The organism is Leptospira kmetyi serovar Malaysia str. Bejo-Iso9 (assembly GCF_000243735.2).
Taxonomy (GTDB): Bacteria; Spirochaetota; Leptospiria; order Leptospirales; family Leptospiraceae; genus Leptospira; species Leptospira kmetyi.
The window spans coordinates 579,904-604,217 of sequence record NZ_AHMP02000003.1 but is presented as its reverse complement, the minus strand read 5'-3'; the positions used below and the strand labels follow the sequence as shown (position 1 = coordinate 604,217).

The following is a 24,314-nucleotide window of genomic DNA, read 5'->3' as shown; positions in this document are numbered from 1 at the left end:
TACGGTTCCGGAAGATTCTTTACCGGAAGGAAGAATAACGATTTCGTCTTAGAAAAACGACCTTGAAATCGAAAAATTAAAGAGGTTTGGGGCCTTTTGCAAAAAAACTCCTTTCAAATACGTTTAGCCTCTGTAATTTTGCTCTGAAATGTTTCGTATCACCGTTTTCCTGCTTCCAGCGATCTTTTTCTTCCTCGCCGGATGCGGAAACCGACTGATCCGCAAAGACGCAGTAGCTCAGATCAACGAACACTACGCGGAAAAAATTTATTACCTGACCCAAGACAAAAAGGTCTCCAATACGGAAACTTTTAAGAAGGGAATGCTCGTTCGGATTTATGTGGAATCAACGCCTTCGATGGTGAAGATCAAATGTTATCCCGCGGATCATAAAAGGGAATACGCCATCGGAAGAATGATCATCTATCAATTGAACGATGAATACAGCGGCAAAAAAATTACGATAGAGGATCTGGATAAACTGATAGCCAATGAACTCGTGGAATACAAAAAGAAAAAATAAATCCTCCAGAAGAGCAGGTTCAAGATCGGCCAGACCCGGTTCCGATACTAAAAAGGTGAATGGAAAACTTTTTTTTATTCCCCTGATTTCCACATTGGTTCTGACCTCTCTTTCCGCAGATCCGCTGAAGAATTACGACGCGGAGATTTCGGAATACACCAATAAGGATTCTTCCTTTTTTTCCGACAAGGAAGAGCGCAAAATCAAACAACTGTTCTCCCAGTCCCCCGAAAACTGGCAGGAAGAAAAGTATTCCCTCAATTATCACAAAGACAAATCCAATTTAGAGCTTCCGAGCTTTATCAGCGTCAACAAGATCATCTCCTCGAAGATCGTTAGCCACAGCGGAATCATTTATAAGAATTACGTCGTTAAACCGAAGGATTCTCTTTCCAAGATCGCAAGAGCGATGAAAACTTCCGTGCAGAAAATCAGCGCGGCCAACGGTTTGAAAAAGAATTCCACTCTGCAACTCGGTCAAAATCTTTCCATTCCCGTTCAGGTAAAAAACGCAAGCCGTGAAAAAGTAGAATTCCGCAAGGTATTCGTTTATCCGGTCGTAAACGCGAAAGTCACTTCCCGTTTCGGTAGAAGAAAGGATCCGTTTCATACGGGTTCGGGCGGTTATCATACCGGACTGGATTTCGGCGGTTCTCAAGGCGCGCCCATTCTCGCTTCTGCGGACGGAATCGTTTCGTTTACGGGAGTCAACGGCGGATACGGAAATACGGTCATCATCGATCACGAAAACGGTTATAAAACCATGTATGCGCATTGCGCGAAAATTACGATCGAACAGGGAACGAGAGTCAGCGCGGGAACGGTCATAGGTGCCGTCGGCAGAACCGGTTCGGCAACGGGACCTCATCTCCATTTTGAAGTCTTTTTAAACGGTAATAGAATCAATCCGGACGCGGCTTTGAGAAAGACGCTGAAGATTGTTACACCTTTAGACCCCGGTAAATTTGCCAGACTGTAGTAGAATGGAAATCGGAACGTTTCCGGTTTCCTCGAAAAAATTTACTGATCCGACCCTATGAACGCGATTTTTTTAGAACTCAGAAAGAACACTTTCTATACGCTCATTCCCGTTATATTATTCTTTTCTTATTCTCTTGCGTATCTTTTGAGAGCGGTCATTCTCGCGTTTTTAAATCCAAGCGTTCAGACAGTCAGTTCCAACGTGAATCCGGTTCGAAAAACGGGACCGGAAACCAACCGCGCGCTTTCTTCCTACGAAGAAATGGTTCAAGGAAACTTGATCCGTGGAATCGTCCCGAGAGCCGGTGAAATCCAAACCGAAGGTGAAATGTCCACCGCACCGCCCGATACGGGAGAAGGCGAGGAAATGAAAATCACCGGAACGTTGAGCGGACATTGGTCTTTTGCCCGAGTTACGATCGTGGAAAAAGGAAAACCCGAGGCTCAAGAATTTGCGACGGGAGAAACCGTAGCAGGATATAAGATCCGTTCGATCGCATTAAACTACGTCGTTTTAGAAAAGGGAGGGATCGCTCTTAAGGTCGAGATCGGTCAAACCCCCGGAGAAGCAAGGGCTAAATTGAACCCGGAAGCGGGCGCAAAAGCGGACGGTGGGCAACCGGCCTCGGCGGATACGATCCGAAAGGTTCTTTCAAGACAAGACGTAAATCGAAAGTTAAAAGACCCGGCGGCCATCTATAAAAACGGAAGATTCGGTCCGGCCTTGATCAACGGAAAGATCACCGGATACAAAATCTACAGCGTTGCGCCGGATCATATTTTTTACGCGTTAGGAGCGAGAAACGGAGACATCATAAAACGGGTGAACGGAATGCCGTTGACCGAAACCGAAAAAATGTTAGAGATCTGGGGAGCCGTAAAAACTGCCGATAAGATTACGGTAGATGTGGAAAGAGGTAGCCAGATTCTCACCTACGAATTTATTATCAGAAACTAAAAAAAATGCCCGGAACAACCAATCAAATTCCATTCTTCAGAGTATTTTCGATTCTCATGCTATTGTTTTTAGTGTGGGACAAACCCGTATTATCCCAATCGAAAAAGAAAACCTCCGTTAAGACGAAATCGACCGCGCCAGAAGAACCCGCAGAAAGAACCTTTTACGCAAACTGGAGAGATACGGAATTGAACGACTTTCTCAAAGGAATGAGCGCCATTCTGAGAAAGAATATTCTTTTGGACGAAAGTTTAAAGGGCAAAAAAATCACGATCATTTCTCAAAAAGAAATTCCGATCAAAAACGCATTTATCTTTATGAAATCAGTTTTGGAAAGTTTAGGCTTCGGTGTTGTAGAAGAACCGGATCTGATTTCCATCGTTAAGATCAAGGACGCTTTGGCGAGATCTCCCGTGGTTCGGGTCGGAAAGGATTTGATTCCCGAAAACGAGGTGGGCGATTTCAGAACGATCACCCAAATCATTCCCGTCGAAAACGTAAAACCGGAAGAATTGGAACCGATTCTAAAACGTCTGACTTCTCCGAACACCGATGTGATCGTTTACAAGAATACGAACACGATCGTTCTTTCCGGTTCCGCAGCCGACATCAATAAATTGTTGATTTTAGTCAACGAACTCGACATGAAACTGGAAGAAGCAAGTCCGGGTGCGATCGCCTCCGCGGGAGACGTTCACATCTACACGCTAGAACACAGCGAAGCGGAAAAGATCGCCGCGACCCTTGTAAAACTCGACAACCCGGTCGTTCAATCCGAAGAAATTTCTCCCGAGAAAAAAGCGCAGGGAGTAATTCCGGGTAAGGTTGATAAGATCAAGGCGGTCGGTCACAAAGAATCGAACTCCGTGATCGTAACCGCAACCAACACGGAATGGACCGAAATCAGAAAGATCATCAAGGTTTTGGATTCCGCAAGAAAACAAGTTCTCTTGGAAGTATTGATCGTGGAACTCACCTCCAGCGACTTAAACGACTTCGGTATCGACTGGAGATATAAGGGAGAAGCCTTCGGTCAGTTCAACTCGGGTCTTTCCAAAGAAGCGAACATCATCAACTCGAACGGACAGATCAATCCGAACATCAACACTCTCAGCGGTTTCTCTTTAGGATTTTTAAAAGCGGGTTCCGAACAGATCATCGGGATCTTAAGCGCCAATCAAGGAAACGAAAACTTCAACGTTTTGTCTGCTCCACAGGTTTTGACCGTGGATAACCAAGAAGCGGAGATCAGCGTCGGTCAGGACGTTCCCGTTCGAACCCAGAGTAGAAACGCAGGTCTTGGCGGCGCGAACGCCGTAACCGTGGACAACTACGAATACCGCCCCACAGGGATCAAACTCAAGTTCACTCCGCACGTGAATAAGAACAACAAGATCACTTTGGAACTTTTCCAAGAGATCAAAAACATCGCTGAGATCGCTCTTTCGGGCGGTAACCCTACGTTCAACAGAAGAGAAATCAAAACTTCCATCTCCATTGAAAACACACAATCGATCGTCATCGGGGGACTCATCTCGAACGATAAACAAAAAAGAATCATTAAAATTCCTTTGCTCGGAGACATTCCGTATTTGGGTCATCTTTTCAAAAGAACCACGGAAAAAATCAAGAAGACGAACTTGATGGTTTTTATCACACCGCATATACTAGACAGTAGAGAAAACGCGGATAAGATGACCGTGAAAAAGAAAATGCAACAGGAAAGATACGAACTCGAAAGAGAGAGAATTCTTAATAAAGAAAAAGAAATCAAAGAAAGAGGGGATTGAAAGTGAAAACTCTCGGAGATATCCTAATCGAAGAGGGGATCATATCCGAAAAAGATCTGGAAGATTCCCTTAAAGTTCAGAAAAAAAACAACCTTCCTCTCAGTCATATCATTCAAAAAAAAGGAATCGCGGGGGAAAGCGATATTCTCCGCGCCTTATCCAAACTCTATCATCTTGAGTTCCGGGAAAAACTGGAATTTACCGGAATGGAAGACGTATTTCTTCAAGTTCCGTTGAAGCTCATCCAAAGAAGCAGAATCGTTCCGTTTCAACTTTCGAAAAAGACGATTCGGATCGCCGTTTCCGATCCGTCCGATCTGCATCCGATGGACGACGCGCGCAACTTTTTAAAAGGTTATAACGTAGAATTCATTCTCGCTCCGGAACCGGAGATCATGAGAATCATCCATTCTCATTTCGATACGACATCCTCGGCCGCCAAAGAGATGTTAAACGAGATGGAGGGAAGTTTTTCCGAACTCGCGGAAGCCTTCGAAAACGAAACCCTCGATCTCAGCGACGACGCCCCGATCATCAAGATGGTCAACGTCATTCTTTCCCAAGCGGTGAATGAAAGGGCTTCGGATATCCACATCGAACCGTACGAAAAATCGCTCGTGGTTCGTTATCGTGTGGACGGTATTTTGCATAACGTGCTCAGTCCTCCGAAATCGTATCACGCCGGAATTTCATCCCGTATCAAGATCATGTCGAATTTGAACATCGCCGAGAACCGTCTTCCTCAGGACGGAAGAATCAAACTCAGACTTGCCGGTAAGGACATCGACATTCGGGTTTCCACGATTCCTTGTCAGTTCGGAGAACGGATCGTAATGAGGCTTTTGAACAAAACGGATCAAAAGTATTCTCTCGATACGATGGGATTTTATCCGGACCTCATCAAGTCGCTTCGTTCCTTGATTTACGAACCGCATGGAATCGTTTTGGTTACGGGTCCGACGGGTTCCGGTAAATCGACTACGCTTTATTCCGCGTTAAGCGAACTCAACACAGAAGAAAGAAACATCATCACCTGCGAAGATCCCGTGGAATATCAGATCGACGGAATCTCCCAAATGCAGATGCAGGAAAAAATCGGTCTTACCTTTGCGACCGGTCTTCGCGCCATTCTTCGTCAGGACCCGGACGTCATCATGGTGGGGGAGATTCGGGATGAAGAAACCGCAAGGATCGCGATCCAAGCTTCTCTTACCGGTCACCTTGTGTTTTCTACGCTTCACACAAACGACGCCGCGAGCGCCGCAACCCGTCTCGTCGATATGGGAATCGAACCGTATCTCATCACTTCTACCGTGTTGGGTTTTATGGCGCAAAGACTTGTGCGCGTGATCTGCAGTCAATGTAAAGAATCGTACAAACCGACCGCATCCGAACTCGAATCGATCGGAATTCCCAAAAAACTTCTGAAAAACGGAACGCTTCACAGAGGCAAGGGATGTTCTCATTGTATGGGAACCGGTTTTAAGGGAAGAACGGGGATCTATGAACTTTTATTGGTGAATTCTCATATCAAACATGCGATCCTACAAGGTAAGGACGCGGGACAATTGAACGAGATCGCTCTCGAACACAATTTTCAAACGTTGAAGGATTACGGAATCAAAAAGGTGATCGACGGCGTGACTACGATCGACGAGGTCCTCAGGGTAACTTAAAAACGTCATGGCCATTTATTCTTACGTAGCATTCAACAAAAAAGGTAAAGAAGAGAAAGGAATCATAGACGCCGCTTCGCTTCAAGCCGCGAGATCCAAGTTAAAGAACAAGGGTCTTTATGTTCGAAACATTTCCGAGGACTCCGAAAAAAAAGATCGGGAACTTTTTCCATTCTTAGCAAAATACTTTTATAGAATCCCGCGCAAGGAAGTCGGACTTTTTTCAAGGCAACTCGCGACCTTACTCGGCGCCGGAATTCCGCTCGACAAATCCCTTTCAAGCATCGTGGAACAAACGGACAATCAGAACTTTAGAAAAGTTTTAACCGGAATGCAGGCGAATATCACGGAAGGTTCTTCCCTTTCGGAAGCGATGAAAAAACATCCGGACGTTTTTCCGAATCAATATCCTTCTCTCGTTGCCGTTGGAGAAAAAACCGGAGATTACGAAGCCACGTTAACCCGTCTTGCGGAGCTCGAGGAAAAATCGAGCGAACTCAAGGCAAAGGTTCAAGTGGCGATGGTTTATCCGTTCATCATGGGTTCCTTATCCATTTTCGTTACCATCTTTTTATTAACCGTCGTAATTCCTCAGATCCAAGAATTGTTTATGCAGTTCGACGCGAAACTTCCTCTCATCACTCGAATCGTGATCGGAGTTTCGGATATTCTCATCGGGTTTTGGTGGCTTCTTCTCGCGATCGGTTTTGCGGGTGTGGTCGGTTTTATCTATTGGAAAAACACTCCCCAAGGTAAAAAGAATTGGGACGAGTTCGTATTAAAAATTCCGATCTTAGGTTCTCTCGCCCGCAAGGTTCTTGTGAGCAGCTTCGCAAGAAACATAGGAATTCTTTTGAGCAACCGGGTTCCTTTGATTACCACGCTTACGATCGTGGAAAAAATCGTGGATCATTCCATCTTCGGAGAAGAAATCAAAAACGCTGTCGAAAGAATCAAAGAAGGTGAAAAACTTTCGGCTTCGTTCAGCGGCTCCGTGATTCTTCCCCAAATGGTGGTCGGTATGATCGCCGCGGGAGAGGTTTCCGATCGGGTTCCGGAGATGATGAACAAACTCGCCGATATTTACGACACCGAAGTCGACACCGCGATTAAAACGATGACACAATCCATGGAACCGTTGATGATCGTCGTCATGGGTCTTCTCATTGGAACGATTATGGCCTCGATCATGGTCCCAATGTACAACTTGACGCAACAACTTCAGAATATATAGTTTAGAATAAGGAGAATTCAATTGAATCTGTCCAAATTAAAAAGAAAATACAGAAAGGGTCTTACGCTGATCGAACTCGCGGTTGTTGTGATCATCTTAGGAGCTTTGATCGCTCTGGTTTATTCCAACTTTCGTCCGGGTGAAATCAGCGACGATACCGCCGCTCTCAAACTGAAAAAAGACGCTTACGAACTTCAATCCCATCTGGAAAGATACGCGCAACGTTACGGAACATATCCGTCCGACGAACAAGGTCTGGAAGCGCTCGTTGAAAAACCGACTACCGGAGAAGTTCCGGAAGACTGGAAGCCGATTCTCACCAAAAAAGCGGCGATCAACGATCCTTGGGGAAGCGCTTATAAACTCAAAAGAGACGCGAACGGCGACGTTCAACTCGTTACCCTTGGAAAGGATAAAAAAGAAGGCGGGGAAGGGAAGAATGCTGACTTTAACATCCTCAACGAAGACGAATATCCATCCGACTTCCGTAGAAAATAATTTTTTCCCTCCTTTCCGGTTATGAAAGTTAAGAATATCCGGAAAGGATTTACCCTGATCGAGTTAATCGTTGTGATCGCGATACTCGCTGGGTTGATTAGCATTCTTGCAAGTACCGCCGCAAACTTCATCATTCCATCGGGAAGCGACGCGGCTCAGACCTTAAAACAAGCCGCAGAATTCTGTTATCGAAAATCCATTCTTACCAATACGACGATGGTTTTGGAATTGGACATAGACAACGATACGTATAGCGTCAAAAAACTGATGCGCGACGAAAGCGGACTCAAAGAGGTTTTGATCTTTAAACCTCAGAAACTTCCTTACACATCCGAAATCATCGACATAACCGACATTCGCGGTTTTCGTTATACGAAAGGAATCATTAAGGTTCCTTACACCTATCTCGGGATCGCCGCCGATTACAGCGTTCATTTAGGAAACGATCCGTCGATTTATAGAACCTTGATTTTATATCGTTACGGCGGCAAAGTTTCCGTATTGGAAGGGGAACAGTTTCACACTTCTTCGAACTTAGCGACCGATAAGAATTGGAAAGACCAGGATGAAAACGAACAGCAACAACCGTAAAATTCGTTTTTTCCGAAGTTTGGGTAAGACGCGATCTTTTCGAAAAGGATTCAACCTGATCGAAGTTTCGATCGCGTTAGCGTTAGCCGGAATCGCGATGACTTATACGTATATGGTGATCTCGAACGGAATCAAACAACAGAGAATGGCGGCCGTGATTTCGAACGCGGTTCACCTCGCGAAGATCAAGATGGCGCAGATCGATTCCGTTTCCGTACTTCAATCCGATAGAACCACGGGGGAAATTCCGGGTTATCCGGGTTACAGCTTTGAAACCGTGATCGGCGAGGAGGATATGGATCTTCTCAAACTCGCCGGAAAGGAAGGTCAAAAACCGGAGGATCTTCTGGGCGGAAGGGATTCCGAAATGAACAAACTGATCATGAGAAGATCGGGGCAAGCGAACCAAGGTTCGTCCACCGCGGGAATCATCCGCGTTTTCAGAATCAAGGTGACGATCAAATATCCGACGGGAAGCGGAACCGAAGCCTACACCGCCGAAACGTTCAAGTCGGCGCAATATTAATTTAGAATATTCAAAAATTATAATGAATACCCGCAAACTTCATTTTCTACGAAAAGGATTCACTCTGATCGAAATTTCGATCGTGGTGATGATTTTGGGCGTGATTTTTACGGGAATTTTTTCCACCTATTACACCGCGCTTCGAATTTCCAGGGAATCCTCTTCTCCCGGCGGCGCGGCCAAACGGGATATTCTTCTCGCAATGGAGAATATCCGAAGTACGATCGCGATGAGTTACTTTCATCAAACGCAACGAAGATTGATCTTTATCGGAAGAAACGACGGACGAGGGCTCGATCGCAAGGATCGTCTCGATTTCGCCGCAACACACCCGAACTCGGAGGAAACTTCCATGCCCGAGGTTCGGGAGGTTTCCTTTTATCTCAAACCCATGCCCGACGTACCGGATTATTATCAATTGATCCGAAGAGAGGACGAAATGGTCGACCGTTATCCGAAATCCGGCGGAACGGAATACACGTTGTTGACGCACGTCAAAAGTTTTCAGCTCAAGTATTCGAGAACCGGAGCGAAGTGGGAAGACGAATGGGATTCCAAACTCACCAAGGTTCTTCCGAGATTGATCCGAATCGAGGTGATCGTAAACTCTGGAAAAAAGGAGGTCCGTTATGAAACGCTCGCGTTCCCGGGAATTCTTTTTAAGTAAAAATCGAAACGATTCGTTCTTAAAGCGAAAATTTTTCCGCAGATCCAGACAAGGTTTTATGGTCGTGATCCTTGTGATGGCGATCGGAACCGCTTCGTTTTATACCGCCACGGAATTCGGCGAACGTTCCTTAGGTGAAAGAAGAATCGCACAAGCGGACGCGGACGGATTCAGGGCCCTTCTTCTTGCGAAGGCCGGTTTTCAAGGTGCGCTCGGCGCTTTGAAAAAAATTCCGGAAGAATATCTTTATAAAAGCGGGATCGCGTTAAACCCGCCGCCTTTGCCGATGGGCGGGGGAACGATCTTTTATAAGATCAGTTCCGAAGACGGGAAGATCAATTTGAATTCTCTCTTGAACCCGGACGACAATCAACAGAATCTCCGCACGGTGGAAATGGTCGCGAGACTTTTCGATAAACTCGGAATCAAACGCGAGAAAATTTTTCCGATCTTCGACTGGATGGATACCGATCTTCAAGAAACCGGGGGCGGCGCGGAGGATCTATATTATTCTTCCCTAAAACCTCCGAGAAAGAATAAGAATTCCTTTATGTATTCTCTTTCCGAGCTCGTTTCGATCAAAGGGTTCGATCGGGAAACGGTTTACGGTTCCTTGAAGCCGGCCGATTTCGATCAAAAGTATTCCAAGGCGTTTCAATCGGACGAGGAAAAGGCCCTGATCGGAGACAGCGATTTCGTCTTAGCGAACAATTTGACGGCGTACATTCCGGCGGGACAAAACTCGGACGATAGAATCAACTTGAACGCGGCGCCATATTTTGTTTTGATGTCTTTATCCGATTTCATGACAAAACAGGCCGCCATGAGAATTCTCAAATTCAAATTGGAGCAGGGCGGTTTTATCAAAGAACTGAAGGACATCGAGAAATTTCAGGAATTCCAAATTCCCACTGCGGGCGGTTTGACTCTTTATAAGGAACTCGCAGGGGAAGGAACGGATGTCTCCGGCGGTCGAGTCAAAACCAAAGGAGAAGTCTTTCGAATCGTCGCGGTCGGTCAGGTCGGCAAAACGATCCGCCGTATCACCGGAATTTTCGATCTGACAAACAACCAAATGCTCTATTACATGGAAGATTAAAAACAGATGTTTATTTACGATCAATTTCTCGCAATCGACTACGGAACGAGCACGATCAAAGGAGTTCTCTTCCAAAAGGTTCTCGGAAAGTTAAGCATTCTTCGTTCCGAAATCATGAGCATCTCCCATGGAGAAGAGGACGAATACAGACACAATATTCTCCGTTTTATCAACTCGTATTTTCCGGGTGAAACGAGCATCGTTTTGAATCTTCCCTTGGATCGTCTTTTCGTACGAGAACTTCATATTCCCCTAACCACCGTCAAAGCGATCCGCGAAGTGATTCCTTTCGAAGTCGAAAATAGAATCCCGTTTCCGATGGAGACCGTCGAGGTAACCGGAAGTATCTGGAGAATCGATCAGGAAAAATCGGACGTCATCGCGTATTCCGCGCACCACAGCGAATTGGATTTTATCACTTCTCCGTTTTTGGGAAGCAACATCGTATTTCGCGGTTTGTTCGTGGACTCGGTCAGCCTTTCTTCGGTCGTACCCGAACATACGAACAAGGAAATCACGTATAAGAATTGTGCACAAGCCGACATAGGCGGAAGAGTCACCATTCTCAACATTCTCAGCGAAGGAAAAGTCGCACACACGAGATATATTTCGATGGGCGGGGACACGCTCACCGAGATGATCGCTGGCGATCTGAAGATCCCTTTTGAAAAAGCGGAAGCGATCAAACTCTCTCTTCAATTCGAACCTTTTTCCGGCGAAGAAGACGGGCTCAATCTTTTCGCAAAAGAATTCAAACTGAAAGTGGCCGATATCAAAAAGGCGTTTCAAAGCGCCTCCAAGTTCGCGGAAAAACTTTCCTCCGAAATTCATAGAAGTATCGTATCGATGAACGAGACCGAAAGACCCGAGGTCTTGTATCTTTCCGGCGGAGGAAGTAAGGTTCGAGGAATCGAATCCGTTTTCGGAGATTCTCTCGGTTTGATTACGCGTCGTTACGATTTCCTTCCCTTGGACGGAGACACTTTCTCGACTTGTTTCGGGATGGGTTATCATTTCGGTTTCCCGAAAAAAGACAAGATCGATTTTATCGATACGCCTCACGTTAAACGAATCAATAAGAATATTCTTAACTTCGACCAATTCAGACCTCATCTGATTTTTTCCGGGATTTCTTTATTTATCCTGGTCACCGTATTTTTTGTCGGAATCGTAATCGACAAAAGAAAACTCAGCGCGAGCGACAAAATGCTCGCCGAAAAATTCCAAAGAGGTTTCGGAAGATCCGCCCCCGAAGACGTGGATATATTAGAATATGCAGGAAAACTAAAGAACGACGAAAAGAAAAAAACGGAGATTTACAGACTCTACTTAAGTAAGCCGAGCATTCTCGACATTCTTTTCGAACTTTCCATGAACTTTCCTTCCTCGGATATGCAACCCTTTCAATTGGATCAATTCGATTACGATCAGGATCTTGTGAAGATCGGAGGTAGGGTCAACGAGTTCAGCGAAATCGGAGTCGTTCAAAGATCCTTGGAAAAATCTCCCATGTTTAAGGACATAGAAGTCACGAACAAAAGATTGATGCAGGGAGTAAAAGCGTATAAGGTTTCCTTTACGATTACGATGAAGGTGGTCAATAAACCGATCTCTTCCGAGGAGTCTTTTTAATCGTCATGCTTGAAAAATTAGAACCCAGAGAAAGGCTCATCGTACTCGGAGGAATCGGGGCGATTCTTCTTTTGATCGTATTTATGGCGATTCGAAAAGTCGTTACGCTCCGTCAAGGTTTAACGGAAAGGGTTCAGGATTCGAGAACCGCGCCCGTGAAATTGGATAAAATCATACAAGAGTTCAACGATTTTAGATCCTTGGATTCTTCCGGAGGAGAAACCGACGTAAGCGCGATCTACGCGAAACTCGACGAAATTTTCGTACGATACGGATTGAAGGAAAAAATTTCGACGATGAAGGATTCCAATTCGATCGAAGATAAGAAATACAACCGGATCACGATCGATATCAATTTTAGATCGGTCACCTTGGACAACGTCTTTCGTCTGATCTACGACATCGAAAAGAATAAGATGATCAACGCAAGAGTGGAGTATCTGAATTTTAGAAAGCCGTTTCAGGGAAAAGAAGTCTATGACGTAAACGTAAAGTTGTCGACTTACAGCCGAGCCACGGGGAACAAACGATGAAAAAAGAAGAAGAACTCCAGGAAGAAACGGCCCTTACTCCCGAAGAGGAGGAATTCCTCACGCTCGAACTCCAGGAAGAAGAGGAAGAAACGCTTCCGCGCTTCACCCTCAAACAAAAGCTGATCCTCATCGCGACGGGAGTTTTTTCCTTTCTGATCTTTACGATCTGGCTTTTTCCGTTAGACGAAATCGTACGCAGTTCGTTAAATTCTTCCTCCTCGCAAACGGGGACCATCATCAATTTTCGAGACCTGAGCATTTCCGTTTTAGGAAACGTGACTCTGGATACTCTCGAAGTTACGACCCCTTCGAACCTGAAAATCAAAACGGAAGAGGCGGTTTTGAAGACCTCATTCTTCGGTTTAATGAAACGAAAATTCGACGGAAAGTTCAAATTGGTTTCCTTAAAGATCGACACCGAAAACGGACCTCTCGCTAAGATTCGGAATTTCGAAGGACAGGGTAAGATCGAAAATCTGGATCAGGGCCTCGCAAGAATGAACGGAAGCCTGGATCTTGAAATTCCCGCGGGAAACAATTCCGGAATGATTCAGGAACTTCCAGAAATTCCTCTTTTGGGAGAATTAAAGAACATTACGATCAAAAAGTTTTTGACCAAGGTTGTTCTTCAAGGTGGAAACTTGATCTTCAACGATTTCACGTTAGACACGTCGATCGCTCGTTTCGATATTACCGGAAATATCCGTCTTTCCGAAAACATGTCCTTTTCGCAATTGAATCTTAGAATTTGTCTCGAACTGGATCGCAATTTCGCGTTAGAAAGACAGGACATTCAAGATATGTTGACCTTGTTGGAAAAACAAAGCAGTAGCAAATGTATTCCCGTTTTGGGAACCGTGGGAAAACCGGAAGTGAAAATCCCCGGCCTTACCGGACCGCCGGCGCCAATCGCTCCTTGATTCGAATACATACTCAAAAGAATTAAGTTTTTTCAATATTCTGTTTTCTTGAAATACCGAAATAAAATTCTCTATAGAAATATTTGATTTGTTTATGAGAAAGTGCATAACGCGTTGATAAAATACGAAATCAAAAACGGCGTAATTTAAGATTCTAACAGATTCGCAAAAGAATAAAAAAAACCACATATAAGATTCAATCAAAACCCTAACCGAAAACTCACTACAAACGTACATAAAAATGCCCGAACGGAGTTTTTCCGGTTCGGGCATACGATCCGAGATGATTTTAGATCGGAATTCTTATACGATCAGGAACATCCCGTGGTCGCGCCGCAGGACATACACTTGAGGCAAGAACCGTTTCTCACCATCTCAAAAGAACCGCACTCGGAACAAGAATCACCGGTGTATCCCTTGATCTTTGCGAGTTTGACTTCTTCCAAAAGAGCGAGTCCGGTAGGAGCCGTAGTTCTTTCTTTGGAAATCATCTGAGAATAGGAAATCGTTTCCACTTCCTTCTTTGGAGCGACATCCGCCACCGCGGTTGCGGTAGCCGTCGGACTTACAGTGTCACGGTGATTCGATTCCGCAGTCGCGCGTTTAGAACCGATCTCGTCTCCTCTCAAATCTTCCGGAGCGACCTGTCCGAGATCGTATCTTCCGAGATAGGTGATCGCCAATTCTCTGAAGATGTAATCGATTACGGAAGTGCTCATCTTGATATGTTTGTTTCCGGAAACGATTCCGTTCGGCTCGAACTTGAAGAACGTAAACGCATCCACGTATTCTTCCAAAGGAACACCGTGTTGCAATCCGAGAGAAACGGAAATCGCGAACGCGTTCATCAAACTTCTAAACGCCGCTCCTTCCTTGTGCATATCGATAAAGATTTCTCCGATCTGACCGTCTTCGTATTCGCCGGTTCTTAAATAAACCTTGTGACCGCCTACGATCGCCTTCTGAGTATAACCCGCTCTTCTGCTCGGAAGTTTTCTTCTGTGAGAGATGTATTTTGTGATTACCTTCTCCGCAATTTGAACCGGATCCTTGGAGATCATCGCTTCTCTCACTTCGTCCTGCTCATCCACTTCGATTCCATTCAAAAGTTCTAATACGGAATTGAGAGGTTGAGAAAGTTTAGAACCGTCTCTGTAAAGGGCGTTCGCTTTGATCATCATCTTCCAAGAAAGGAAATAAGCGTTTTTAATGTCTTCCACGACCGCGTCTTCGGGAAGATTGATCGTTTTGGAAATCGCGCCGCTGATAAAAGGTTGAGCCGCCGCCATCGTGCGGATATGAGATTCGTAGGAAAGGAATCTCTTTCCATACTTACCGCATTTGTTCGCACAATCGAAAACCGGATAATCCTTCTCTTTTAAGAAAGGAGCGTTTTCGATCGTCATCGTTCCGCAAACGTAGTCGTTCGCTTTGTTGATTTCTTCTTTGGTAAAACCTAAGTATTCCAGAAGGGAGAATCCGGGGACGTCGAAAACTTCCTTAGCGATTCCCAAGTTTCTGGTTAAGAAGTCTTCCCCAAGGTTGAACTTGTTGAACGCGAAGTTGATGTCGAACGCGAGCGGAAGGGACGCTTCCACTTTTTCGAGAATCTCGTTCGTGAATCCTTTTTCTTTCAACGCTTGCGTGTTGACGATCGGCGCTCCGTTCAAAGTCGCGTGACCTTTGCAATAGTTCACGATCGCTTCGATTTCGGAAGGAGAATAACCGAGTTTTTTCAAACCGTAAGGAACGGATTGATTGATGATTTTGAAGTAACCGCCGCCCGCAAGTTTTTTGAACTTAACGAGTGCGAAGTCGGGCTCGATACCGGTAGTATCACAATCCATCACGAGACCGATCGTTCCGGTAGGAGCGATTACGGTAACTTGAGCGTTTCTATAACCGTATTTTTCACCGAGTTCCAACGCAAGATCCGCGTCTTCTTGAGCCGCTTTGAGCATATAAGAAGGGCAGAACGCGGGATTGATTCCCACAGGAGTAATCGTTAAACCTTCGTAGTCGCCGGAAGGAGCGTTGTATGCCGCTCTTCTGTGGTTACGAATCACACGAAGCATATGTTTTTTATTCTTCGCATAACCCGCAAACGGACCTTGTTCTTTTGCCATCTCTGCGGAAGTCGCGTAAGCGGTCATGTGCATGATGGAAGAAATCGCGCCGGTAATCGCCATCGCTTCTTGAGAATCGTAAGGAATCCCGAGAATCATCAGAACGGAACCGAGGTTCGCGTAACCGAGTCCTAAAGTACGGAACTTGTAGGAAAGTTCCGCGATTTCCTTGGAAGGAAATTGAGCCATGGTAACGGAAATTTCGAGAACGATCGTCCAAAGTCTGCAAAGATAACGGAAACCTTCCACGTCGAAGTTCAACGTTTCAAGATTTACGAATTTTTGTAAGTTCGCGGATGCGAGGTTACAAGCGGTGTTATCCAAGAACATATATTCGGAGCAGGGGTTCGACGCGTTGATCGCACCGTCTTCCGGACAAGTATGCCATTCGTTGATGGTGGTATGATATTGAGTTCCGGGATCGGCGCTCGCCCAAGCCGCGTAGGAAATTTTTTCCCAGAGTTCTCTCGCACGAAGAGTTTGAGAAGGTTTCGCCTTACGTCCTTCCGCTTTCGCTCTTTCCTTTTCGGTTCTGAAATACAAATTCCAAGGTTGGTCTTGTTCCACCGCGGTCATGAACTCATTTGTTAAGCGAACCGAGTTATTGCTGTTCTGACCGGAAACGGTATTGTAAGCGTCGGACTGCCAATCGGTGGTCAATTCTTCAAAAAGAATTTCTTTGTAACCTTGTTTCGCAAGATCGATCACACGTTTAATGTAGTTGTCCGGAATGAGAACCTTCTTCGCTTCCAGAATGGTTTTCTTTAAGGAAGAATTCTTCTTCGGATCGAAACGATCTTCGGTTTCCATCTCGTAACAAGCGGACATGATCGCGTTGAGATGACGGTTGTTGAGCATCGAACCGGTAACCAGAGAAGCTACTTTTTTCTCCTCGGTCACTTTCCAATCGATAAAACTTTCGATATCGGGATGATCGACGTCGAGACAAACCATCTTAGCGGCACGACGAGTCGTTCCACCGGATTTGATCGCACCTGCGGCGCGATCGCCGATCTTTAAGAAACTCATCAGACCGGAGCTTTTTCCTCCGCCGGAAAGAGGTTCGTTTTCTCCTCTTAAATTGGAGAAGTTGGTTCCGGTTCCGGAACCGTATTTAAAAAGACGCGCTTCACGCACCCAAAGATCCATGATACCGCCGTCGTTGACGAGATCATCGTCCACGCTTTGGATAAAACATGCGTGCGGTTGCGGATGTTCATACGCGGAAGCGGATTTAACCAACTTTCCGGTGGCCGGATCAACGTAGTAGTGACCTTGGGATTTTCCGTCGATTCCGTAAGCCCAGTTTAAACCGGTGTTAAACCACTGGGGAGAATTCGGAGCAGACATTTGAGTCGCGAGCATATACACGATTTCATCGTAGAAAACTTTCGCGCTTTCTTCATCGGAGAAGTATTTATATTTATATCCCCAGTACGTCCAACAACCAGCAAGTCTATGAAAGACTTCGAGTGCGCTCGTCTCGCCGCCGAAACGATCTTCCGGCTTTAAGGATTCCAATTTTTCTGTATCAGGAACCGATTTTTGAAGCCACTCGGGAATTCCTTCCTCTTGAACCTTTTTCAGATACTTAGGAATTCCTTTTCTCCGGAAATATTTCTGAGCCAGGATGTCCACAGCGACCTGGGACCAACCCTCGGGGACGAGGATATTGTTAGCCTCAAAAACTTTAGATCCATCCGGATTGGAAATCCGGGAATTTCGTTTTGCCCACTGAATTGTGGACGTTTCACCATTTTGGGCGACGGTAAAATGACGGTTTAGCTTCATAAATTTGCTCTCAGACTCCGTTAAGACTAGTAAGAAGGGATTATGTCACTCTAAGAAAGAGGAAAAATGATCCATAGCTTTTTTTCGCTCTTCCTCTTCCGACAATTCGAAATTTTTCCTCTAAAAAGTTGTAAAAACGCATCCCAATGCGACAAATTAAGGTTGCGCTCTTACCCCTTTTTGAAAATATAGGCCTAACTACCGAGGATACTCCCCTTTAGCTCAGTCGGTAGAGCAAGTGACTGTTAATCACTGGGTCGCTGGTTCGAGCCCAGCAGGGGGAGCCACCTTTTTGTCTCTTCAGCCTAAATCTCGATTTTCTCTCCTTTTGGTTTTTGTTAGACATTCTCTTACAAGAAAGTTCGGAAAAAAACTCAATTTCTGTGTAGTGTTTTCAAAAAAATCGCACCGGAAGGTTCAAAATTTCCCCTCAAAAACCGCCTCACTCTTCTCCAACTCCCGAACTCATTTTCTTTAGATTGATTTTATCATTTGATCCCTTGCACTTTGCGGTGGTCGGAAGAAAGAGAGCAGGGTGTATCGATTCCAAAATCGGAGTTAGGGCGGATTTCAAAGCGCATTTGAAAACGAAGTTTTAAGCCGAGAACAAAAGGACAAATCGAAAGTAAATTCAAAATTTAGAATATTCAAAATCAATGAATTTCTTTCAACAAATCGATCGCGTTCTCCAAACGATCCGTAAAAACGATCTTCCCGTTTTTGTTGCATTCATACAAAAAGTCGTTTAGGCTCTTCGATTCGATTCCGGAAAAATCTCCGAGAACGATCATTCTTCTTTTGTAATTGCTGAGCTTCTGGAGAATCTCCCCCGCGATTCCAGTTTTTAATTCATAAAAAGAATCCGGAAAGTTCAGTTTGGAAAGTACGATCGTATCTTGAGCCGCAGAAAAAAGAAGTTCTAAAAAAGAATTTGCATCCGGGATTCGAACCCGTGGATCGTTTAGAATCGCGATCGTTCCTTTTTTTGTTTCCAATTCTTCCCAGTTTTGAGTATGTTCCGATTCCATCGTAATAAAGATCGATTCTTAAAATAAATCCTCTTCCTCGGAAGAAGATGACGTTGCGGACGACGCCGACGAAGAAGAGGAACTATTCTTGGATTCCGATTTGGATTCTCCCTTAAAACCCGCCTTGACCGTTTTTTTGTTTTCGTCTTTGGTCAAGGCTTCGATCTTTCCTTCCGCAGTATCTAAAATTCCTTGGCAGATTTTTTTGAGTTCCATTCCTCGTTCATAGGCTTTGAGGGATTCTTCCAAACTGAAATCCTGGCGCTCGAGTTTTTCCGCGATTTGTTCGAGTTCCATCAACGCTTCTTCGAATGAAATTTTTGATTTTGATTCTGCCATCTTATCTTCCTTTTCTGATCACCTGCATCGTTCCGCCGGAAAGCAAAACCTGCAATTCTTCTTCCGGCTTCGTTTCTTCCGGAGATCGTATGATTTTTCCTTTTTGATTCCTGAGAATGGAATATCCGCGTTTCATCGTAGCGGACGGGGATAAGTCCTCCACCTTGGAGGTCCAAAATTCCGCCTTTTGTTTTTTGTTAAAAAGAATATTACGAATCTTTGATGTAAGATTGTCGTATCGTTCCAATCTCACCTTGGCCAAATCCATCTTGTTCGAAACCGCCTTTTGCAGACGGATTCCGAGTTCGTCGACTCTTTGGCTTCTTTGGTTGAGGAGTTGCATCGGTTCCTTAAAGATGAACTTTCCGGATAAAAGTCTCAGCCGATCCTTGCTCGAGGAAACCCGCGCGAGAAGCGACGTTCTAAGTCTTCCTTCCAATTGGGATAAAAACTGAAGAACGTCCTCTTCTTTGGGAATCGCGTGTTCCGCCGCGGCGGTCGGCGTCGGAGTCGCAAAATCGGCGGCGAAGTCGCTTAACAAAACGTCGGTCTGGTGACCCACGGCGGAAATGATCGGAACCCTGGAATTCGCATAAGCCCGAACCACCTTTTCGTCGTTAAACGCCATAAGATCCTCGAAACTTCCTCCGCCTCGGCCCGCTATGATCACGTCCACTTCCCAAGCGGGTTTGTTCAGTTCTTCGATCGCGGCCGTGATGGAATCGGGCGCGTCCTCGCCTTGAACCACACAAGGAGCGATGAGAATGTTGATTCCCGGAAAACGGGAACGTGCAATTTTTATAATATCTTCGATGGCCGCGCCGGAAGGCGAGGTTGCGATTCCCAAGGTTTTCGGAAAGGAAGGAATTCTCCTTTTTCTTTCCGGATCGAAAATTCCTTCCGCCGCGAGCTTTTGTTTGAGTCTTTCGATCTGAAGAAGAATATCTCCCTGACCCAATTCTTCCACTCGGCTTACGTTCAGATTGTAAGAACCTCCGGCCTCATACAAGGTGACCGTTCCGTAAACCTGGATTTCCTTTCCGTCCGAAAGGGGTTTTCCAGAGTAATTCTTATTGGAATAGTTGAAAAAAGTGCAACGGATCAACGATCCCGAGTCTTTTAGGGAAAAGTAGATATGACCGGAACTCGCCTTGCTGTAATTGGAGATTTCTCCCCGAACCCAAATATTCTTTAAGTCTTTGGATCCGGTGATGATGTTTTTAAGAATCCTCGTGACTTCCGAAACGGAAAGAGGTTTGGAATCTTCCAATGTCTATCGATGTCCCTTGCTCAAGATGAGTTCTCTGCGGTAGAGTTTCCAAAAATCCCAAAGAATGACGACTAACGTGACCGCGACGGGCCCAACCACGAGTCCCATGATTCCGAATTCTTTGATTCCTCCGATGAGGGAAAGAAAAATCAAAAGCGGATGCACCTGCAGTTTTTTATCGAGCATTCTCGGTTTTACGAAATTCTCCAGAGCGAGATAAAAGAAAAGTCCGCTTCCCATAAAAAAAACGGCCATCATCGGATTGTTTTCCAAAAAGAGAATGTAAAGTCCGATCGGAAGCCAAACCACGGATGTTCCGACAACCGGAATGATCGAAAAGAACGCCGCCAAGCTCGCGTATAAAAACGGACTCGAAATTCCGGCGATCAAAAGAAGAATATAAATCGCAGTTCCTTGCAGAATCGAAATGATTAGATTTCCTCGAATCACGGTTTGCACCGCGGAAGTAACCTTTCTTCCCACTTGTTCCTCGAGTTGTCTGGAAAAGGGAAGATTGTCCAAAATGAATCGTTCCACTTTTTTCCCGTCCTGATACAGAAAGAACAAAACCAAAAGTGCGAAGAACAAATTCATCAAAATCCCGGTCGGCAATTCTATGTTTCCCAAGATAAACGAAGACGCGTTGCTCAAAATTCCGTAGATGCTGTCCAAGTTCAGAATGTCGACGTAGTTCTCCGCAAATTCTCCGTAGATCTCGGGAACCTTGACCCAGAAGAATTCGTTGTCCGTGATGAAATCGGTGAGCATCGCGAAGTTCATCAGGGTTTCGATGACCTTGTCTTCGCTTAACGAAATTCTCAGTTTAAAAAGAATGGAAAGCGCTTCCCCGATCAACGTGCGGATCACGAAGTACGAAGGAATCAAAACGATCATCGATACGAGCGTGATCATGATCCAAGGTACGAGCCATTGAAACTTTTCGCCCAAATATCCTTTCAAAAGTTTGTGTTGTCTTCGAGTCGCGAGATATAAGATCAAGGCCATCAAGGAAGAATACAAATAAGGCCGAAATACGAGAAAAAAAACTCCGATCGCAAAGATAAATAGAATCGAGAAAAAAATCAAAAACGTATATTTTCCGGGTTCCGGATTCGAATGATGAACAGGCTCGAGCATGGACTTAGTTTCCCGATTTTTTATAAAACAGTTTGATTCTGCTTCCGATATCCACGGCTTCGATTTGAATCGTGACCACTTTTTTGTTTTGGCTTTCGGCCATAATCACGGTTTTGGAATCCGTGATTTCTTCCTGCAAAACCTTCCAATAAAGGGATTTAAAAATCGAAGCGTAATACACTTCCATTTGTTTCTTTTGGAATACGTGCGTAAAAAGAAGAAAGGATTCCTTCGTATCGAAATATCCTCGTTCCGATTTGAGTTCGGTGGAATAAATCAGATCCGAACCTTCGGGAACAAATTCGATCGGAAGCGATCTCGGGTTTCGAACCGGATTGTTTTGTAAGGTGAGTTTATTGTAACGATACAATTCCGTTTTTTTCGAATTCGGCGTGTCGCCGAACGCGGATGCGGTGATACAAAAAAACAGGAAAGATACGGCCAGGCCGAGGGTCAAACGATGGAAAGAATGGAAACGAGTAGGGTTCACTTTTTTTACTTGAACCCTATGGTCGATCACTGACAATTCTTTTATTCATACTTCATGACTTTTCAGGAAACGCTGATCCAAATTCTCAACCGTCTTTCCGAAACGGACCCGATTTTTCTCTGGCTCTTTTTCGCCTTTTCCAACTTTGCGGAAAACGTTTTTCCTCCTTGGCCCGGAGATACGATCACCGTGTTCGGCGGTTTTCTCGTGGCGAGAAATCTACATTCTTTCGGTTGGGTGGAGCTGGTAACAAGCACCTTGGCGGGAAACTTATTCGGGGCCTGGATCATGTATCGTTTCGGAGAAGTTTTTCTGCAATGGATCCAAAAAAAGGAATTTCCGTTTAAGGATTCGCTCTACGACGAAGAATCGATCGACAAGACGTTATCCTGGTTTCAAAGAAATTCGATCGTAGTCGTTTTGTTCAGTCGGTTTTCGGCGGGAATTCGGTTTTTTGTTTCGATCGTCGCCGGAATGGTAAAGATGAATCCGATTCTTTTTTTCGGAGTGTTTACGGGAGCGGTGATTCTTTGGTGCGGAATTTTAATCGGCTCCGGTTTCTATCTCGGTTCGCATTGGGAAGACGTTCTGGGCTTTTTAGAAATTTATAATAGAATCATCGTCACTCTCATCGCGCTGATTGCGATTCTGTTTTTTTGGCACCGAAGACAAAAAACAAAAGCGGCCAAAGCCGCCAATTCTCGGTAAAACAAAAGACCGCATCGTTAATACGAACCGCAAACTGCAAAACAAGAATCGCCAGCCAAGCACAAAAGAGCGACAATCGGAAAACGCTATATTCAAAAACAGAAGCGACAAGAATTTTATAAAGTTCTAATATTCCAAAGATTCTAAAATTCTAAATTAGATTTTAAGAAATCTCTTCCTTTTCCAGGGCTTTTTTAAGACCTTCCAGGATCAGATCCTTTTCGTCCTGATAATCTCCGGGAAGAGTCAAATTTCGAATCCAATCCATAAGCGCGACGGAATCGATCACTTTTCCTTCCATCCATTCTCCCGCCATTTCCGCGACGATCCGAAACACGGCGGAAGTATCCAAGATTCCATTGTCCTGCAATACGACCGCGAAACCGGGAGCGCCCTCAGTAAGAATGTACGGATGAACTTCTTTTTGTTTGAAAGGATCGATTCCCGCGGGAAGAGCGCTCTGAACGTTCCAGTGCATTTCCTCTTCATCGGGGCCTTGCGAAGTTTTATTGATGAGAACCAAGGAAACCGAATTCACGTCTCCGTGAATCTTTCGGTTTTCATCCCCGAGTTCCTGAATCGTTTTCGCGGCGTCTCTTGTGATCGCGTCCCTTCCTAAAAAGTTCAAACGATACAAGTATTCTTCGAGTTCTTTTCCCTTCATTTTACCGCAAAGAATGTATTGATACAGGATAAAGATGAGATAGTCGCTTTCGGTGTTGTCTCCGATCAGAATTTCCTTCGCGTTCGTGGGAAGATACAAACGATCCCGAAGAAGAATCGTAAGTTTATAACTCATCTGATCGAACAAACTTTGAAACGAAGCGCCCGCGAACTTTCGGATTCTTTCCACGGAGCCTAAAATTCCATCGGTGATAAATTTCGTCGGATGGGTCACCGAATCCCAAAATTTTTCCACGATCCCTTTGATCGTTCCTTCGAGATATTTGAGATGCAAAGATTCCGTAACGATGGAATGATTTCGAATCGTGGTCAAAAGGGTTCTTCTAAAAAAATGAGGACTTGCGGAAATAAAACAAAGGGGAGAATCATCGGTTGCCATTCGGATTTCCCGATACAAAGCAGGCATTCCCGGAAGAGGAAGTTTTTGCTGCGGTGTTTCGAATAACGTGGAAAGTTTCCCCTTGTTCGAATGAATGTCCGTCGCCAAATACGTTTGATCGATGTCCGAGGTTGTAACGTAACCGTCGAAGTTTTCGGGAAGAATTCGGAGTTTGCCTTTTCCGATCAGGGATTGACCGGAAATTTCGCTCTTTCCTTTTTGATTGAGATACGCGATATCCTTTGTGAATTGTCTGTAGGAATCCAATCTTCTAAAATGAATGCGAAACGTATACTTTCCGGGACTCAAAGGTTTCGTGAATTCGTGAAAGAAAAATCCTCCGTCGTCTCCTTTGATTTCGGGAGATTGATGGACGAGATTGTCCGATTCGTCCCAGATTTCCGCGACCAAAATGGGTTTTCGAACCGGTTCTAAACCGTAATCCAAAAACGGGGTGATTTCCGTTTCCTGACCTTCGAAAAGTCCGTTCATCAAATCCCAGCGAGAATCGTCCCGCATCTCCTCCGTGATTCCCGCGTCCACAACCTGACCCCGAACGTAATACCGATTCTCGCGGCCGAGGGTTCCCCCGCAGATCGCGATTCGTTTTTTATCCACTAACTTTGCCGTTTCCGTTTTGGATTCTGGTTGTTCGCTCAAGGTTTTAGAACCTGCCTCATTTTGATAGGATGGATGGATTGAAAATTGTACCGAATCGCTCAGAGAGTGAAAGC

The 24,314-nt window shown here is 45.0% G+C and carries 22 protein-coding genes and 1 tRNA gene; 16 read left to right on the top strand and 7 right to left on the bottom strand.

Annotated features, from left to right (window positions below; translation table 11 throughout):
• Window positions 1–148: 148 nt before the first annotated feature.
• The 14 genes from LEP1GSC052_RS05210 to gspN are packed head-to-tail and all read left to right on the top strand — an operon-like array spanning window position 149 to window position 13,628.
• Window positions 149–523, top strand: coding sequence for a type II secretion system-associated lipoprotein (locus tag LEP1GSC052_RS05210; RefSeq protein WP_010574766.1), 375 nt, complete (start codon window positions 149–151; stop codon window positions 521–523).
• Window positions 492–1,502 carry a M23 family metallopeptidase gene (locus LEP1GSC052_RS05205; RefSeq protein WP_010574765.1) on the top strand — a complete coding sequence of 337 codons (1,011 nt, stop codon included), beginning with the start codon at window positions 492–494 and terminating at the stop codon, window positions 1,500–1,502. Before LEP1GSC052_RS05210 ends, LEP1GSC052_RS05205 begins: the two co-directional genes overlap by 32 nt.
• A 57-nt stretch (window positions 1,503–1,559) precedes the next feature.
• On the top strand, window positions 1,560–2,462 hold the full coding sequence (locus LEP1GSC052_RS05200; RefSeq protein ID WP_010574764.1) for a general secretion pathway protein GspC: 903 nt from the start codon (window positions 1,560–1,562) through the stop codon (window positions 2,460–2,462).
• 5 nt (window positions 2,463–2,467) lie between these two features.
• Window positions 2,468–4,252, top strand: a complete 1,785-nt coding sequence (gspD, locus tag LEP1GSC052_RS05195; RefSeq protein ID WP_010574763.1) for a type II secretion system secretin GspD — start codon at window positions 2,468–2,470, stop codon at window positions 4,250–4,252.
• A 2-nt stretch (window positions 4,253–4,254) separates the two neighbouring features.
• Window positions 4,255–5,928, top strand: coding sequence for a type II secretion system ATPase GspE (gene gspE, locus LEP1GSC052_RS05190; protein ID WP_040913301.1), 1,674 nt, complete (start codon window positions 4,255–4,257; stop codon window positions 5,926–5,928).
• Between the two features lie 7 nt (window positions 5,929–5,935).
• Window positions 5,936–7,162 carry a type II secretion system F family protein gene (locus tag LEP1GSC052_RS05185; RefSeq protein ID WP_010574762.1) on the top strand — a complete coding sequence of 409 codons (1,227 nt, stop codon included), beginning with the start codon at window positions 5,936–5,938 and terminating at the stop codon, window positions 7,160–7,162.
• Window positions 7,163–7,183: 21 nt separating this feature from the next.
• Window positions 7,184–7,660: a type II secretion system major pseudopilin GspG gene (gspG, locus tag LEP1GSC052_RS05180; RefSeq protein WP_010574761.1), complete on the top strand. Its 477-nt coding sequence runs from the start codon at window positions 7,184–7,186 to the stop codon at window positions 7,658–7,660.
• A gap of 21 nt (window positions 7,661–7,681) precedes the next feature.
• Entirely contained in the window at window positions 7,682–8,251 is a 570-nt protein-coding gene (locus LEP1GSC052_RS05175) for a pilus assembly FimT family protein (protein ID WP_010574760.1), read from the top strand.
• A complete protein-coding gene (locus LEP1GSC052_RS05170) occupies window positions 8,226–8,777 on the top strand; it encodes a type II secretion system protein (RefSeq protein ID WP_010574759.1) in 552 nt (183 codons plus the stop codon). Before LEP1GSC052_RS05175 ends, LEP1GSC052_RS05170 begins: the two co-directional genes overlap by 26 nt.
• A gap of 22 nt (window positions 8,778–8,799) precedes the next feature.
• Window positions 8,800–9,444 carry a type II secretion system protein GspJ gene (locus tag LEP1GSC052_RS05165; RefSeq protein ID WP_010574758.1) on the top strand — a complete coding sequence of 215 codons (645 nt, stop codon included), beginning with the start codon at window positions 8,800–8,802 and terminating at the stop codon, window positions 9,442–9,444.
• Window positions 9,407–10,543, top strand: coding sequence for a type II secretion system minor pseudopilin (locus tag LEP1GSC052_RS05160; protein WP_010574757.1), 1,137 nt, complete (start codon window positions 9,407–9,409; stop codon window positions 10,541–10,543). Before LEP1GSC052_RS05165 ends, LEP1GSC052_RS05160 begins: the two co-directional genes overlap by 38 nt.
• 6 nt (window positions 10,544–10,549) lie before the next feature.
• Complete coding sequence (pilM, locus tag LEP1GSC052_RS05155; protein ID WP_010574756.1) at window positions 10,550–12,175, top strand: cell division protein FtsA; 1,626 nt, start codon at window positions 10,550–10,552, stop codon at window positions 12,173–12,175.
• Between the two features lie 5 nt (window positions 12,176–12,180).
• Window positions 12,181–12,708 carry a hypothetical protein gene (locus LEP1GSC052_RS05150; RefSeq protein WP_010574755.1) on the top strand — a complete coding sequence of 176 codons (528 nt, stop codon included), beginning with the start codon at window positions 12,181–12,183 and terminating at the stop codon, window positions 12,706–12,708.
• The gene (gene gspN / locus LEP1GSC052_RS05145) at window positions 12,705–13,628 is read left to right on the top strand and encodes a type II secretion system protein GspN (protein ID WP_010574754.1); all 924 of its coding nucleotides are present in this window, start codon (window positions 12,705–12,707) and stop codon (window positions 13,626–13,628) included. Before LEP1GSC052_RS05150 ends, gspN begins: the two co-directional genes overlap by 4 nt.
• Before the next feature lie 311 nt (window positions 13,629–13,939).
• On the opposite strand, the gene LEP1GSC052_RS05140 is transcribed toward gspN, so the two are convergent.
• Window positions 13,940–17,545 carry a vitamin B12-dependent ribonucleotide reductase gene (locus LEP1GSC052_RS05140; RefSeq protein ID WP_010574753.1) on the bottom strand — a complete coding sequence of 1,202 codons (3,606 nt, stop codon included), beginning with the start codon at window positions 17,543–17,545 and terminating at the stop codon, window positions 13,940–13,942.
• A 211-nt stretch (window positions 17,546–17,756) separates the two neighbouring features.
• On the opposite strand from LEP1GSC052_RS05140, the gene LEP1GSC052_RS05135 reads away from it, so the two are divergent.
• Window positions 17,757–17,832 (top strand) — tRNA-Asn (locus LEP1GSC052_RS05135).
• A gap of 366 nt (window positions 17,833–18,198) precedes the next feature.
• Here LEP1GSC052_RS05135 and LEP1GSC052_RS05130 read toward each other — a convergent pair.
• The 5 genes from LEP1GSC052_RS05130 to LEP1GSC052_RS05110 are packed head-to-tail and all read right to left on the bottom strand — an operon-like array spanning window position 18,199 to window position 21,854.
• Window positions 18,199–18,573, bottom strand: a complete 375-nt coding sequence (locus tag LEP1GSC052_RS05130) for a DUF4180 domain-containing protein (protein WP_010574752.1) — start codon at window positions 18,571–18,573, stop codon at window positions 18,199–18,201.
• An 18-nt stretch (window positions 18,574–18,591) separates the two neighbouring features.
• Complete coding sequence (locus LEP1GSC052_RS05125) at window positions 18,592–18,912, bottom strand: exodeoxyribonuclease VII small subunit (protein WP_010574751.1); 321 nt, start codon at window positions 18,910–18,912, stop codon at window positions 18,592–18,594.
• Window position 18,913: 1 nt separating this feature from the next.
• Window positions 18,914–20,182, bottom strand: a complete 1,269-nt coding sequence (gene xseA, locus LEP1GSC052_RS05120; protein WP_010574750.1) for an exodeoxyribonuclease VII large subunit — start codon at window positions 20,180–20,182, stop codon at window positions 18,914–18,916.
• A 3-nt stretch (window positions 20,183–20,185) separates the two neighbouring features.
• Entirely contained in the window at window positions 20,186–21,319 is a 1,134-nt protein-coding gene (locus tag LEP1GSC052_RS05115) for an AI-2E family transporter (protein ID WP_010574749.1), read from the bottom strand.
• A gap of 4 nt (window positions 21,320–21,323) precedes the next feature.
• On the bottom strand, window positions 21,324–21,854 hold the full coding sequence (locus LEP1GSC052_RS05110) for a hypothetical protein (protein ID WP_240631088.1): 531 nt from the start codon (window positions 21,852–21,854) through the stop codon (window positions 21,324–21,326).
• A gap of 9 nt (window positions 21,855–21,863) precedes the next feature.
• On the opposite strand from LEP1GSC052_RS05110, the gene LEP1GSC052_RS05105 reads away from it, so the two are divergent.
• Window positions 21,864–22,517 carry a DedA family protein gene (locus tag LEP1GSC052_RS05105; protein ID WP_010574747.1) on the top strand — a complete coding sequence of 218 codons (654 nt, stop codon included), beginning with the start codon at window positions 21,864–21,866 and terminating at the stop codon, window positions 22,515–22,517.
• Between the two features lie 163 nt (window positions 22,518–22,680).
• Here the strand turns inward: LEP1GSC052_RS05105 and LEP1GSC052_RS05100 are convergent, their stop codons facing one another.
• The gene (locus LEP1GSC052_RS05100) at window positions 22,681–24,240 is read right to left on the bottom strand and encodes a phosphatase domain-containing protein (protein ID WP_010574746.1); all 1,560 of its coding nucleotides are present in this window, start codon (window positions 24,238–24,240) and stop codon (window positions 22,681–22,683) included.
• Window positions 24,241–24,314: the final 74 nt, after the last annotated feature.